Here is a 13,794-nt window from a genome sequence, read left to right on the forward strand (position 1 = left end):
ACGCGTAATCTGAATATGTTCACCCTTATCGGGCTCGGTGTCTCGGTGGCCTTTGTCTACAGTGTTATCGCCACCGTTTTCCCCGCTATTTTCCCGCCCGAAGTGTTTAATAAGGTGGGCGTGGTGCCGGTCTATTTCGAGGCGGCGGCGGTGATTACTACACTGATATTGCTCGGGCAAATGCTGGAACTGCGTGCGCGCAGCCAGACCAACGCGGCAATCAAACTATTGTTAGGGCTGGCGCCCAAGACTGCGCGTATCGTTCGTGATGATGGCGCTGAAGAAGACATCCCCATGGAACATGTGCAGGTCGGTGATACGCTGCGGGTGCGTCCAGGTGAAAAAATCCCGGTAGACGGCACTGTCATTGATGGTGACAGCAATGTTGACGAATCCATGGTAACGGGTGAGCCGATGCCAGTCGAAAAAATGGCCGGAGAACGGTTGATTGGTGCCACGGTCAACGGTACCGGCAGCCTGATGATGCGAGCCGAAAAAGTTGGGGCTGACACTCTGTTGGCGCAGATCGTCAACATGGTGGCTGAGGCGCAGCGTTCGCGCGCGCCTATCCAGAGGCTGGTAGATGTTGTGTCCGGTTATTTTGTTCCCGCAGTAGTGGTGATTGCGGTTGTTACCTTCATCGTCTGGAGTTTATGGGGGCCGGAACCCGCTATTGCCTACGCCGTAATCAACGCTGTGGCGGTATTGATTATCGCCTGCCCCTGCGCCCTCGGTCTGGCCACGCCCATGTCCATCATGGTCGGCACCGGCAAAGGCGCGATGATGGGTGTCTTGTTCAAAAATGCCGAGGCGTTGGAGGTCTTGCGCAAGGTTGATACCCTGGTGGTGGATAAAACCGGCACGCTTACCGAAGGCAAGCCGAAGCTGGTCTCGGTTGTTGCGCGCGAGGGTTTTCAAGAGAATGAGAACCTGCGCCTGGCCGCCAGCCTGGAACGCGGCAGCGAGCATCCATTGGCCGAGGCCATTGTGCAGGGCGCCGAGGCGCGCGGTGTTGCACTGGCGACGGCGGATAATTTCCAATCTGTGACCGGCAAAGGCGTTACTGGTGAAGTAGATGGCCGCCAAATTGCCTTGGGTAACATCAAATTATTGCACGATCTTGGCATTGATGTCGGGGATCTGCCGCAACAGGCTGATGCTGGGCGCGCAGAAGGCCAGACTGTGATGTTGCTAGCGGTTGATGGTAAAGCCGCCGGCCTGATCGGTGTCGCCGACCCCATTAAGGCCACCACCCCCGAGGCGATTCGAGACCTGCACCGCGAAGGCATTCGCGTGGTTATGCTCACTGGTGACAGTCGCAAGACTGCCGAAGCGGTGGCGGCGAAACTGGATATCGACCAGGTGCAGGCCGAGGTGTTGCCAGAGCAAAAGGCCGAGGTGGTGAAACAACTCCAGGCCGAAGGGCATATCGTCGCCATGGCCGGAGACGGCATCAACGATGCCCCGGCCCTGGCCCAGGCTCACGTCGGCGTTGCTATGGGTACTGGCACCGATGTCGCCATGGAGAGCGCCGGTGTCACCCTGGTCAAGGGCGATTTGCGCGGCATTGTGCGAGCGCGTCGTCTCAGCCATGCCACCATGCGCAATATCCGCCAGAATCTGTTTTTTGCCTTCATCTATAACGCCGCCGGTGTGCCAATTGCCGCGGGCGTGTTGTATCCCTTTTTCGGGCTGCTGTTATCACCCATTATCGCCGCTGCGGCTATGAGCTTCAGCTCGGTGTCGGTGATTGCCAATGCCCTCAGGTTACGCAACGTAAAATTGTAGAGCTATAGCAACAACGAGAAGGGTTGAATAAGATATAAAAATACTTGACCCGGGTGGGCAGTTTACACTGTCAATAAGGTCTAATTAATTCAGAGCTTCCTTAGATCGTATAAAAGACAGTTTAACCATAGAAACAACAGTGCTTGTCTTCCGCCACCAACGCTAGAAACTCCTCTAATGAACCAACCTCTGGCATTGGATCGTAGCGATGCCATTTCATATCTGCACGTTGCCAATATACCTTCCATAGGCCACTCTTTTTAACGTAGGTGGTTTTTGCAATCATTTCTTCTATTTTTTGCTGTGGCTCATTCCACCGTGGGCGTATCTCGAATATTTCGACACTTTGATTTTTGACTCGATAGCTCAGGTCTACCTTATCCCTTATATGCGAAGGTGGCCTGTGCTGTTCTACATAAGAACCCACTAATTTCTCACACCGCTTGATTTCAAATTCACTTATTGCCATATTTTTAGGGTTGAACGATTTGATTTTGGTTTTATTAACATAACTTCACTTAGTGATGTATAACGCCTAAATAAGGTGCGCGGCGTTAGTTGAGTCGCAGTGAATGGCTTCATTTACTTATTTAGGTGGCGCCATGACTTGAATGCAGTTAATCGGCGCGGGCGAACCCAAAACCAGCTAGCTACTACGACTGCACCAAAAGCCGTATAGCAAACCACAAAGACCCATGCAGGCGCTTGATAATAAAGAATAGTATCAAGCCAATGTGCTATGAAAGAACCAGAATACACAGTGCCCCCAGCCCGCAAACGTAGTGCCATTTCCAAAGTTGTAAGCGGACATATGGCCCCGAGCCACGACTGAACCACGACTATACCAATGGCGCTGAGATGCGCTATACGAAACCAGGGGTTTCTAACCCAGGACCAAGCAAGCGCACTACCAATAAATATTAGAGCGAGGCCAGCCACGACAAAAACGATAAATAGTACATGTAGCAGTAAAACTGCATCGGCGATCAGTAGAAGGAGAGGTGAGGAATTCACTTGGACACCTAACGCCTTGCTCACCGAAAAATTAGGAGCGTAGCGAGTAATTTTTCCGAGTGCGGCGCCTTATTAGGCATTTGGCGACTAAGTTTAACTGGATATGACCATTACAACAAATACGGCTATACCCAATAATGCAGAAGCTAATGTTAGTTTTCGTAACTTTGGCATTTGCCATGCCATAATAAATCCGGTAATAAGTAATAACAGCAAGGCGGTGGCAAATGCAGCGGCATATACCTTAAATGGGGTGCCGCCTTTTGCTTTATGTAGTTGCACAAACTGTCGGTGCCAGTTGGTGTTTTTTATTTCCAATTTAGCAATTAATGGTTGTGATGTTGGCTCAATAATAATATCCATATTTGAACCCGTCCACTCTAGCTTGAAAGAAGAGCCAATTCTTTTGATTTTAGCTTGACCTGATGGTGTTTCTATATCTTGTCTTTTCAACTCGTTTTTTGCTAATTCAATAAGCTCTCTAAGCTCGCCTTGGATAGGTTTTTTAAGGTGTAGTTCATGAATAGTTGTATCATAATCGCCTTTTATGCCCCATGTATAAAGAGCACCAGTAACAAAAAACATAATTGCCACTGGCAAGATAAAGGCCGCTAATAGCGCGTGCGCTTTCATTAGTGTAGAACGATTGAGTATTCCCATTTTAGTTACCTTGTTTCTTTATCTATGCCTAACAGTTTATCTATGGTGGCCGTGTATCACTTCATTGCTGTTTAACCTTTTTTGTATTCTACGTTCCATTGATAGATTTTCTCTTATTTTCAGTAAATTATCTTTGCGTTGGTTTTGTTTGTCCCCGGCGATACAGAGCCGCTATGTATTACCGAATGGCTATTGTACACCCAGCAAACTTATAGCTATAGAATACCTAAGATTCTGAATATTCTAGCTTTTTTCAAAGAGCTTAATCGCTTAAAACCACATACACAGCTGCTATTGTACCCCTCTCATTAATATGTATTAATGCAGAGTATCTTGTCAAAAAAATTCATTCGTGTAACAAGCAGGTGAACGTCGAAGCGCTATTTTCGGTTCCACTCGTATGTTGCTTCAACTTGGTTGCCATTGCTACGATAGTTCACTGATTTACAAAGAGACTTCACTAGAGCAATGCCACGTCCGGAATAGCCTTGGTTTGATTTTAGGATATTGAATACGGCGTTATGATTGAAGCCCGGTCCGCTATCATTGACCTTAATAATAAGTTTGCCAGATGTTTGGTTGCTGTTGGGCTGGTGATTGAGCTTAATGTCTATCTGTCCGTCTTCCAATTTGGCAAGACGCTTCTCGCGTAAACGGTAATATTCGGCAAAGCCTGTCGCATTGGATTTCATGGCTGAATCAACGCCGAGCAGGCCGTGATCAAGTGAGTTAGAAAACAGTTCACTTAAAATTGTAAAGATGCGTTCGCGATGACCTTGTGGCGCCTGCACCCCCATGATCAAATTAAGCAAAAGAGGAACTGGGTTAACAGTTTTGAGCGTGTCGGCATTAAGTCGCAATGACAAATTCCAGGTTGATGGTGCCATTCTGTTTTGACTTTTTGAGTCTTGATCTGCACGCCATGTATCGTTGATAGCGGTACTTATCTCAGCGATTGAAATATCATCAGACTGATCGCAGCCAGCGGTATAAGTTTCTAGGTTGTTTAGCAGATTGCTGAGTGGTGGGTCGCTTAAGGCGGCTTGAGGAAACTGTGAGTGCAAGTTTTTCATACCGAATTTTCGGCCACGGTGATTTTTTGCCTCGATTAGCCCATCAGAGTAGATATAAATTTTGTTGAATTTGTTGACAGGAATGATCTCTGTCTTGCGTTCAAATTTATCTTCTGGTCGAACCCCCAATGCTTGGTGGCTGGACACTATATGGTGTTCGATATTGCCATTTTTACCTGTAATCAGTATATCTGGCATGCCACCGTTCCAAATGCTGGCAGTGGTGCGTTCAAAATCTAATTCGACAATACTTGCGGCGCAAAACATACCCGTGGGGAGAATATTGAATAGTCGTCGATTCATTTCGGCAGCTATATCACCAATAGAGAAGCCGCTAGCTGTCATGGTGTAAAAAATATCCGAGGTTGGCATGGCACCAATCGCTGCGGACAGGCCATGACCCGTAAAGTCACCTAACATGATATGCATGCCACCAGAAGGGGTGTGTGCACAGAGTAAAATATCACCACTAAACAGTGACATGGGCGACAAATAATAGTTAATGCTGGTGTGCTTGAGGTCGCCACGATCAAGAATAGTGGAAAAAACATGTTCGGCAATACTAAGTTCGCGTTGGGCACGATTTTTATGTTTTTGCAGTTGTGTGGTTTGGTCATTCAGTTTTTCGTGTAGTTTTTGAATGCGTGCCATTGCTGCGATTTTTGCAAGCAAAGCATAGTGATCGTAGGGGCCGGAAAGTATGTCATCACCGCCACACTCGATGCATTTTCCCAACACATCGCTGCCAGTTAATGTGGTGATGAAAATGATAGGTACAAAGCGGTCTCCGCATAGAGCCTTTATTTGTGAAGTGGCGACATAGCCATCCATTTCTGGCAATACTACATCCATCAATATCATGTCAGGTTGTTCGGCTTTAAATATTGCGACAGCCTCAACCCCATCACCAGCGAGAATGACTTCATGCTTGTCTTCCAGAAGGATTGATTCCAGGATTCTACGTTTGTAGATGGTGTCTTCAACAATAAGAATTCGCATTAAGGTCATCCATGGGTGGGGTGTGAGCTTCTCTAAGCTAAGGGGTTAATTAATGAATGTGAAACATTTGTTGAAAATTAGCAATTTTAAGTATTTCTCTAATTTCAGATCGGCAATTAACAATACTGATATCAGCACTTTCCCCACCAGCTGATTCTCGTAATAACAGCAACATACCCAGTGCAGAGCTATCTAGATCTTTGACTGATCCCAGGTCAACTGTGTATTTAGAGTAATTATTGCTGTTGGCTGCTGTCAGGGCTTCGTGAAAGTCCTCATGGGAATCAAAATCAAAATGTCCAGTAACCCGAATGTATACTTCGCTTGAGTTATCTCGTATATCAATGTCCATGCTCATGGGGTGTCTCCTTAATTTTCTATTGTTGATACAGGATGAATTATTTATCAAAAATCTTATGTTTGTGACAGCTTGACCAGATGTACTGCTGGCATAGCATGTCAAGGTTGAGATCAAAATAGATCAATTTCGCCTGTCGTCATATCCTCTTGTTTTACTGGTGTGGTTTCTAGCTCTTTAAGTCTGTTGATGCTATTGAGTACGTCTTCCTGCAAACGTTCGAGGGCTTGTTCAGCTGCTAAAGAATCAGTATTGGTAATGTGCTCGTGTCTGTTTGCTTTTTCCATAGTGCCTAGAGCATCATCTAGTACGCTCAAACGCTTTTCGATATGGCCGCCTAGTTGGGTAACAATATCCTCGAATTGCAATGAAGTTATTGCCAAAGCGACCTTGTTATCTATTTCTTCTACCATTTCTTCAACTACAGATAGCTTTGATGTTGCGTTATCGTGGAAATCATTAATTCCTTCCATAGTGGCGGATATTTTTTTCTTGGAGTTGAGCATAATTTTCATATCTTTTGATGCAATGTCACTAACTACACCGCGCGCATTTTGAATGCCTTGCATGGCGCCTGACACGACACAGTTAATTTCATTACTGAATTGATCTGACCGATGGGACAGTGCGCGAACTTCTTCAGCGACAACAGCAAATCCTCTGCCAAACTCGCCTGCGCGAGCTGCTTCAATGCTGGCATTTAGGGCCAATAAATTGGTTTGGGCAGCGATGCTCTTTATGTCGCTAAGTAATGTCATAACCTGACTGATTTGTGTGTACATATCATCAAGTTGGTATACCAGCCGCATACTTTCCTTGCTGGTGTCGATAATCGTATCGACGAAGTAGTGTAGGGTGACTTCTGTGTCACTGATAAATTTTTCTATTGTTGCTTCATCGCTAGCGTCATCCCCTGTATTAGTGCCTGCCATATCTTTCAACAAACCAACCAGCACCTCTTTTTCTGCTTGTGACTGCTGGCTAATACCCTGAAAGCTTTCAGCTAAACCACCAATTGCATTAGATACCACGTTGCGATATCGCTCTACATCGCTACTAATATTGTGCATCTCGTCATGCATGGCCAGTGATAGCTGATTATGCAGTTGTTGCTGACGATTATGATTTGGATGAGTATTATCGCTGGTGATTTTTTGATTTTTCTTGTTCTTTCGAGGTGGCTGGCGAACATTGAAATATACAGCTGTCAGCGCCCAGGCAAGTGCAGTGGCAGCGGTAACATCGAGAGAAAGACTGTGGTTTTGTGAGAAAAGGATCAACCAGGCGGAAAATACACTACAAAGAGTGGCTGGTAGATAACATAGAAATATCAGCAAAGATGTAGAGGGTGCTGAATAATTTGGTCTCATTTTAATATCCTTATCAACCCAGAGATCGCTTGGTCTCTTATCTCCATTTCCAACGGAAGAGTGATTGCTTGGCTATGGCCGAACCCATCCGGGTGAGCCCCTTTGTTGAGCAGCAAACCTGACCTTAATCTAAGGTTGGCTATCGGCAAATTGTCATGTAACTTGAGTGATTGATGAGTGTAAAATTTACTAAGGGAATAGTATTTTTAAGGTAAATCATTATGATGATAGCCATGACAGTTACTTGGTGTAATGATTTGTTTGATGCGCCGTATTGTAGGACAATTCATATTTATTTCATTTGACTCTGGGTCTGGAAATAGAAAAAAATGTATATAATAAAGCCCCTCGCTCTTGCAGATAAAAATAACAATAAAAAATTTATTGGAGAGGTTGTTTTTTAGTTAAAGTCTAATTAGATTGAGCCGCTATCTTTTTCGTAATGGATTTAGGATAGTGGTTATGGAAGAACCTAATACAGTCTTATGTGACGAAGAGCTTGGCATAGCGAATGCTCAAGACTTCAGTCAAACACTCCACGATGCTTTTCTCACTGGAAAAGCCACTATCGTCGATTTATCAAAAACTCAACGCATCGATACGACTATTGCGCAATTGATTTGCTTATTTAATCGTGATGCGCAAGAACAGAGTCGTGATTTCGAATGGCGTTATTCAGACGCCGTTGCCGATACCCTGAGAATTTTAGGCCTGAAAAACCATCTTCATGCTTATGAGTCGTGTTCGTCTGTAGAGAACAATAATGATGGAGAAAAATAAGAATGTTTCGGCAGACAATTATGAGAATCTGGATTCACATATTTAGGTTTGGAGACGAAGCATGGCAAGTATATTAGCAGTCGATGATTCGGCATCGATGCGTCAAATGGTGACATTCACTCTTAAGGGCGCTGGCTATGATGTAACTGAAGCAAAGGATGGCCAGGAAGCCTTGACTAAAGCCAAGTCCGCTCGTTTCTCGCTGGTGATTACTGATATTAATATGCCCAATATGGATGGTATTACACTGACTAAAGAATTACGTTCACTGTCTGCGTATAAATTTACGCCTATTTTAACTCTGACTACTGAGTCATCGGCTGAGAAAAAACAGGCGGGCAAAGCGGCGGGCGCGACAGGGTGGATAGTGAAGCCCTTTAATCCCGATCAGCTACTGGCTACGGTAAAAAAAGTTTTAGGGTAGCGCGATGTCTATTGATATGAAGCAGTTTCACCAGACCTTCTTTGATGAAAGCTTTGAAGGTTTGGATATTATGGAGGCCAGCTTGCTCGGCCTTGAGGTTGGTGCTGCTGATACGGAGATTGTTAATACTATATTTCGTGCCGCACACTCGATAAAAGGAGGTAGTGGCACATTTGGCTTTAGCGAAATTGCCTCCTTTACTCATGTACTTGAGACCTTATTAGATAAAATGCGTGAGGGCTCACGTGACGTAACGCAGCACGCAGTAGATTGTTTGCTACGGTCAGTTGACTGCGTACGTGAAATGCTTGCAGCAGCAAGTGACGATGCTGAGGTAGATACAGCAGCAGTTACTGAGATACAGCAGCAACTAGAGGCAATTTTAAATTCTGATGAGGGGGCGCAACCGGCTCAAGACTCCGTACAAAATACTGGGCAAAATGTTGAGCAAGATACTGTCTTGTCTACAAAAGCTGAGGTGAAACAGGTAAGTGGGTGGTCTATCCATTTCGTTCCTCATATCGGAATGTTGACGACAGGTAATGACCCAGCCAGAATGTTTCGTGTGTTAGAAGAGTTGGGCGAGCTATCAGTTGAGGCTGATATTTCAGGCTTACCGAGCCATGACGAGTTTCACCCGGAAGACAGTTATATTGCCTGGCAGCTTACGGTCAAAGGCGACGCTAGCCGCGAGCAAATAGAAGATGTTTTTGAGTGGGTCGAAGACGATTGTGATTTAGAAATTGTTGCGCTTGAGGCGACTATTGAGCCTGCCGTGACTGCAGAGCCAGAGCTAACATCAGCAGCGGTTAAAGACACGGCGGAAGTAGAGCGTCGCACAGAAGGAGACCGACGTCAGTCTGGTGATCGTAGGCAGAGCAGTGATCGCAGGGCCGCTAAGCAAACTGGTTCTGAAAGTGCCTCGATTCGTGTCAACATCGACAAGGTTGACGATATTATTAATCTGGTTGGTGAATTGATAATCACCCAATCTATGCTTGGCCAGGTGGGTGCCGAGCTGGAAGCTGAAGACCATGCTCAAGGTGATACAGATTGTTTGGAACGTTTACGTGTCGGTTTGGGGCAGCTCGAGCGTAATACGCGCGAATTACAAGAAAGTATTATGCGTGTTCGTATGCTACCAATCAGTTTTGTTTTTAGTCGTTTCCCTCGCATGATCCATGATTTATCCAGCAAGATGGATAAACACATCGAACTAGTGATTGCTGGTGAGCAGACAGAGCTTGATAAAACCATTATGGAAAAAATTGGTGATCCACTGGTTCATTTAGTTCGTAATTCAATCGACCATGGTATCGAAACACCGCAAGAGCGTATTGCGGCTGGTAAACCAGAAACCGGAACCGTTTCACTGAATGCCTACCATCAGGGTGGCAATATTGTGATAGAGATCCGCGATGATGGTAAAGGTCTGGATAGGGAGAAAATTCTTGCCAAGGCGCGTCAGCGTGGATTGATTCAAGGCGATGAGTCAGTGCCTGATGAGAAGGTCTATGACCTGATTTTTCAACCGGGATTCTCCACTGCCGACGTGGTAAGTGATGTCTCTGGCCGTGGTGTTGGTATGGACGTAGTGCGTCGTAACATCAGAGACTTGGGCGGCAATGTTGAAATACAATCTGAATCAGGTGGTGGCACCACCATACTAATTCGTTTGCCATTGACATTGGCAATACTGGATGGCCAGTTAGTCAGTGTTGGCGAACAAACTTATGTTGTTCCGTTAACATCAATTATCGAGTCCTTACAGATAAGGAGAGATCAAATTAAAACAGTTGCTGGGCAAGCTCAGGTTTATTTATTGCGAGATGAATATATCCCGATTATTCGTCTCAGTGATAGTTTCGATATTCCTACTCGTACTGCTGATCTGGATGGTGGTTTGATGGTGGTTGTAGAAGGGGGTGGTCAAAAAGCAGGTTTGGTTGTTGATGACCTTCTGGCACAACAGCAAGTCGTCATTAAGAGTTTAGAGACAAACTTTAAGCGTGTCGATGGCCTTTCAGGGGCAACGATTCTAGGTAATGGCACTGTGGCAATGATCCTCGATGTTGGCGGTTTGATCGTCTATTCCAAATCAATTGATCCTGCTTTGATACGTTCCCGTAGAAGTCGCGACGAAAAAATTATGCGACCAGAAACAGATTCATATCTGCAAGAAAATGAGACTGTGATGATGCAAATGAATAAGGAGACTGCGAATGAGTGCAATACAGTCCATTGACGAAAGCTACCCAGTAGTGGGGGTGGATATCAATGCTGATATGGATCAGTATTTGACCTTTATTCTTGCAGACGAAGAGTATGGCGTAGATATTTTACGGGTTCAAGAGATCAAAGGGTGGGGTTCTGTGACGCCCATACCCAATACTCCGGAATTTATTAAAGGGGTGATTAATCTTCGTGGAACAATTGTTCCAATTATTGATTTGCGCCAGCGATTTGGCCTGGAAAAAACAGATTATGGGAAGCTAACTGTTGTTATCGTTTTAAATATTATTTGTGAATCTGGTGAGCGTGTTATGGGCATTATCGTTGATGCCGTGTCAGATGTTTACAATGTGACGGAAGAAGAGATGAAGCCACCACCTGATTTTGGCAGTGTTGCCGCTATCGACTATGTCAAAGGTCTGGCGACGATTGGTGAGAAGATGGTGATTGTATTGGATATTGATCATTTATTAACAAGCAGTGTTTATGAGTCGATTCACAATTCAGCTCGCCCAGACTTGATTAAAGGCTCCCCAGAGCTGAATTCTACTTAATTAGGGGTTGCCAAAGTTTTAAAAACAGTGTCCGCAACAATGTTAGCGGTGTATAAGGATATGGAGGAAGGTGCAATGGTTGCCAGCAGAAAAGAACTTAATATTGATCTTGATGATTCAGGTTTGCTTGCTAGTGAAGAGCAGATAAGTCGATTACAAACAATGGTAGATGGCGCGCAGAGCGCACTGATGACCATTGATAGAGACCTGATCGTCACCTATGTTAATAATGCAGCGAAAAAACTTCTTGCTCGTCATACAGTGGGATTAAAGCAACTCTATCCTGATTTCCCTACGGATCGTTTGGTCGGTAGCTGTATCGACATATTGCTTAAAAATTCGACAGACCAACGTGGTATTTTTAATGACTCATCAAACCTTCCATTTGATTCGGACATTGATGTTGGGCCATTGAAGTTTCATCTTCATGTGACTGCCATACAAGACACCCATGGTGAGTATGTAGGCAGCACCCTGGAATGGGCAGACATCACCGAAAAGAGTGCATTAGCCAAACTCAATGCAGACTACCAGGGCAAGATTGAAGCTATTAATAAATCGCAGGCGGTTATTGAATTCAATATGGATGGCACTATTCTGACTGCCAATGATAACTTCCTTAATACCTTGGGTTATACACTTATGGAAATCGAAGGTAAGCATCACAGTATGTTTGCCGAGGCGGGCTATGCCAATAGCGCTGAGTACAAAGCCTTTTGGGAAAAACTCAATCGTGGTGAATACGATACGGGTGAATACAAACGCGTCGGCAAGGATGGCAAGGAAGTCTGGATACAGGCCTCCTATAACCCGATAGCAGACCTTAATGGTAAACCCTTCAAAGTGGTGAAATACGCCACCGACGTGACTGATGTCAAATTAAAAAGCGCCAATTTCGGTGGTCAGATCGAAGCCATTAGTAAATCGCAGGCGGTTATTGAATTCAATATGAATGGCACTATTCTGGCTGCCAATGATAACTTCCTTAATACCTTGGGTTATACATTTTCCGAAATCGAAGGTAAGCATCACAGTATGTTTGCCGAGGCGAGCTATGCTAATAGCTCTGAATATAAAGCCTTTTGGGAAAAACTTAATCGTGGTGAATACGATACGGGTGAATACAAGCGTATTGGCAAGGGTGGTAAAGAGGTTTGGATTCAGGCTTCCTATAACCCGATAACTGACCTTAATGGTAAAGCCTTCAAAGTGGTGAAATACGCCACCGATATTACAGAACAAAAACATGCTCTCAATCAAATTCAAAATTTAGTCAATGGCGCTGTCAAAGGTGAGCTTGATCAACGGATAAACACAGAGCAATACGAAGGATTTGTACGCGACTTGGGAGAGGGAATCAATGTTTTAATGGACTCTGTGGTAGAACCTGTTAAAGAGGTCGGTCGTGTCATGAAGGCTCTGGCGGCAGGTGATGTCGCACAATCCATGGACGGCGAATTTCGAGGCGAGTTTGCTGGCTTAAGGGATTCGGTGAATTCGACAATGGGTAATTTGTTAGATGTTGTAGTCAAGATACGTGAATCGTCTAATAGTATTAGTTCTGCCGCGAATGAGATTGCTCAGGGTAATCAGGATCTCAGTCAGCGTACTGAGCAACAAGCGACTTCTTTACAAGAGACCGCATCCAGCATGGAAGAGCTTACTTCTACTGTCAAACAAAACGCCGATAATGCCGTGCAGGCTGATCAGCTTGCAGTGGGTGCGCGTGAGCAAGCTGAAAAAGGTGGCAGTGTAGTCAGTGATGCCGTCAGTGCGATGAATGAAATTAACTCGGCCAGCAAGAAAATTGCTGACATTATCGGTGTTATTGATGAAATCGCTTTTCAGACTAATTTACTGGCTTTGAATGCTGCAGTGGAGGCGGCGCGCGCAGGTGAGCAGGGTCGCGGTTTTGCAGTCGTCGCATCAGAAGTGCGCAATCTCGCACAACGTAGCGCCAGTGCGGCGAAAGAAATTAAGACATTGATTAATGACAGCGTTGAAAAAGTAGATGAAGGGTCAAAACTGGTCAACAAATCTGGTGCTACGCTAGAAGAGATTGTGATCGCAGTGAAAAAAGTCGGAGACATCATTGCCGAGATTGCTGCCGCCAGTAAAGAGCAATCATCAGGCATCGATCAAATCAATATCGCTGTAGCGCAAATGGATGAAGTGACACAGCAGAATGCAGCGTTGGTTGAAGAAGCTGCGGCAGCCAGCGAGTCGGTTAATGATCAAGCCAATGGTCTTGATGAATTGATTGGTTTTTTCAATACAGGTGATGAGGTTGTTAATACATCACAGCCAGCAAGGCGCGTCGCACCACAACGTCGTGTTGTTCAGAGTGTTGCTGCGCGCGCTCCAGCGAGGAAGCGCGCACCTTCTACCGTTACCAATGAAGGGGATGGTGAGTGGGACGAATTCTAACTTGTTTTTCTCCCAAAGTTTCGCAGCAGAAACTGAATAAGATATACGAGCTAGAGTTTAATTTCATAATTGTTCGCTGAAATAATGAGCTTTAGTTTTCTATTTTATAAAGATA

The 13,794-nt window shown here is 45.1% G+C and carries 12 protein-coding genes; 6 read left to right on the top strand and 6 right to left on the bottom strand.

The window, feature by feature from the left end; translation table 11 throughout:
* Positions 1-1,788, top strand: a 1,788-nt coding sequence (locus tag JKY90_09040; protein MBL4852401.1) for a copper-translocating P-type ATPase, incomplete at its 5' end; no start/stop codon positions are given.
* A gap of 121 nt (positions 1,789-1,909) precedes the next feature.
* On the opposite strand, the gene JKY90_09045 is transcribed toward JKY90_09040, so the two are convergent.
* The 6 genes from JKY90_09045 to JKY90_09070 form a co-directional block, all read right to left on the bottom strand.
* Positions 1,910-2,257 (bottom strand): DUF3024 domain-containing protein, encoded by a 348-nt coding sequence (locus JKY90_09045; protein ID MBL4852402.1) that lies wholly within the window; start codon positions 2,255-2,257, stop codon positions 1,910-1,912.
* A 113-nt stretch (positions 2,258-2,370) separates the two neighbouring features.
* Complete coding sequence (locus JKY90_09050; GenBank protein MBL4852403.1) at positions 2,371-2,802, bottom strand: DUF2784 domain-containing protein; 432 nt, start codon at positions 2,800-2,802, stop codon at positions 2,371-2,373.
* 93 nt (positions 2,803-2,895) lie between these two features.
* Positions 2,896-3,462: a PepSY domain-containing protein gene (locus tag JKY90_09055; GenBank protein ID MBL4852404.1), complete on the bottom strand. Its 567-nt coding sequence runs from the start codon at positions 3,460-3,462 to the stop codon at positions 2,896-2,898.
* A gap of 380 nt (positions 3,463-3,842) precedes the next feature.
* On the bottom strand, positions 3,843-5,534 hold the full coding sequence (locus tag JKY90_09060) for a SpoIIE family protein phosphatase (GenBank protein MBL4852405.1): 1,692 nt from the start codon (positions 5,532-5,534) through the stop codon (positions 3,843-3,845).
* A gap of 49 nt (positions 5,535-5,583) precedes the next feature.
* Positions 5,584-5,892, bottom strand: coding sequence for an STAS domain-containing protein (locus JKY90_09065; GenBank protein MBL4852406.1), 309 nt, complete (start codon positions 5,890-5,892; stop codon positions 5,584-5,586).
* A 113-nt stretch (positions 5,893-6,005) separates the two neighbouring features.
* On the bottom strand, positions 6,006-7,262 hold the full coding sequence (locus JKY90_09070) for a hypothetical protein (GenBank protein ID MBL4852407.1): 1,257 nt from the start codon (positions 7,260-7,262) through the stop codon (positions 6,006-6,008).
* A 462-nt stretch (positions 7,263-7,724) separates the two neighbouring features.
* Between JKY90_09070 and JKY90_09075 the strand changes: the two genes are divergently transcribed.
* From JKY90_09075 to JKY90_09095, 5 genes are all read left to right on the top strand, one after another.
* Positions 7,725-8,042: an STAS domain-containing protein gene (locus JKY90_09075; protein MBL4852408.1), complete on the top strand. Its 318-nt coding sequence runs from the start codon at positions 7,725-7,727 to the stop codon at positions 8,040-8,042.
* 61 nt (positions 8,043-8,103) lie between these two features.
* Positions 8,104-8,466 (top strand): response regulator, encoded by a 363-nt coding sequence (locus JKY90_09080; protein MBL4852409.1) that lies wholly within the window; start codon positions 8,104-8,106, stop codon positions 8,464-8,466.
* Positions 8,467-8,470: 4 nt separating this feature from the next.
* Positions 8,471-10,711, top strand: a complete 2,241-nt coding sequence (locus JKY90_09085; GenBank protein MBL4852410.1) for a chemotaxis protein CheA — start codon at positions 8,471-8,473, stop codon at positions 10,709-10,711.
* Positions 10,689-11,252: a chemotaxis protein CheW gene (locus JKY90_09090; GenBank protein ID MBL4852411.1), complete on the top strand. Its 564-nt coding sequence runs from the start codon at positions 10,689-10,691 to the stop codon at positions 11,250-11,252. The genes JKY90_09085 and JKY90_09090 overlap by 23 nt, the downstream gene beginning before the upstream one ends.
* A 189-nt stretch (positions 11,253-11,441) precedes the next feature.
* Positions 11,442-13,679: a PAS domain S-box protein gene (locus JKY90_09095; protein MBL4852412.1), complete on the top strand. Its 2,238-nt coding sequence runs from the start codon at positions 11,442-11,444 to the stop codon at positions 13,677-13,679.
* Positions 13,680-13,794 lie beyond the last annotated feature (115 nt).

It is taken from the genome of Gammaproteobacteria bacterium (assembly GCA_016765075.1).
In the GTDB taxonomy this organism is placed as follows: Bacteria; Pseudomonadota; Gammaproteobacteria.

Excerpts from the sequence above, each read along its gene's own strand:
- JKY90_09085 (MBL4852410.1), top strand. The coding sequence starts at position 8,471 with ATGTCTATTGATATGAAGCAGTTTCACCAGACCTTCTTTGATGAAAGC.
- JKY90_09070 (MBL4852407.1), bottom strand. The coding sequence starts at position 7,262 with ATGAGACCAAATTATTCAGCACCCTCTACATCTTTGCTGATATTTCTA.
- JKY90_09095 (MBL4852412.1), top strand. The coding sequence starts at position 11,442 with ATGACCATTGATAGAGACCTGATCGTCACCTATGTTAATAATGCAGCG.
- JKY90_09060 (MBL4852405.1), bottom strand. The coding sequence starts at position 5,534 with ATGCGAATTCTTATTGTTGAAGACACCATCTACAAACGTAGAATCCTG.
- JKY90_09080 (MBL4852409.1), top strand. The coding sequence starts at position 8,104 with ATGGCAAGTATATTAGCAGTCGATGATTCGGCATCGATGCGTCAAATG.
- JKY90_09055 (MBL4852404.1), bottom strand. The coding sequence starts at position 3,462 with ATGGGAATACTCAATCGTTCTACACTAATGAAAGCGCACGCGCTATTA.
- JKY90_09045 (MBL4852402.1), bottom strand. The coding sequence starts at position 2,257 with ATGGCAATAAGTGAATTTGAAATCAAGCGGTGTGAGAAATTAGTGGGT.
- JKY90_09075 (MBL4852408.1), top strand. The coding sequence starts at position 7,725 with ATGGAAGAACCTAATACAGTCTTATGTGACGAAGAGCTTGGCATAGCG.
- JKY90_09090 (MBL4852411.1), top strand. The coding sequence starts at position 10,689 with ATGAGTGCAATACAGTCCATTGACGAAAGCTACCCAGTAGTGGGGGTG.
- JKY90_09065 (MBL4852406.1), bottom strand. The coding sequence starts at position 5,892 with ATGAGCATGGACATTGATATACGAGATAACTCAAGCGAAGTATACATT.